General features: G+C 69.7%; 1 protein-coding gene. It reads left to right on the forward strand.

The annotated features are described in order from the left end of the window. On the forward strand, window positions 1-645 hold a 645-nt coding region (locus ACXJLH_RS29280), incomplete at both ends, for a PKD domain-containing protein (protein WP_457447994.1).

A 645-nucleotide genomic window follows, 5' to 3' on the forward strand; every position in this document is an offset into this window, starting at 1 on the left:
TCGGCCTAGCCTACTATCTCTCGCGCATTGTCGAGGTGGAGGCGTGGACGCCGGGCAGCATGGCCAACCAGGCGCCGGTGGCCAACATCAGCGGCCCGACCAGCGGGCAGGTGGGCGCGAACCTGAGCTTCTCCGGCGCCGGCAGCACCGATGCGGAAGGCCCGATCGCSAGCTACGCGTGGACGTTCGGGGACGGCACGAGCGCCAGCGGGGTGTCGGTCRCGAAGAGCTACAGCGCGGCAGGCAGCTACACGGTGACGTTGACGGTGACCGACGCTGGAGGCCTGACCCACAGCAAGACGCAGGCGGTGGTGATCACGGCGCCGGCCAACCAGGCGCCGGTGGCCAACATCAGCGGCCCGACGAGTGGGCAGGTGGGCGCGAGCCTGAGCTTCTCCGGTGCCGGCAGCACCGATGCGGAAGGCCCCATCGCCAACTACGCGTGGACGTTCGGCGACGGCACCAGCGCCAGCGGGGTGTCGGTCACGAAGAGCTACAGCGCGGCAGGCAGCTACACGGTGACGTTGACGGTGACCGACGCTGGAGGCCTGACCCACAGCAAGACGCAGGCGGTGGTGATCACGGCGGCAACAGGGGGACAGGCGGTCAATGTTGCTGCAGCCGCCAACGGCGGCGTCGCCACAG

This window comes from Roseateles sp. P5_E4 (assembly GCF_054049255.1).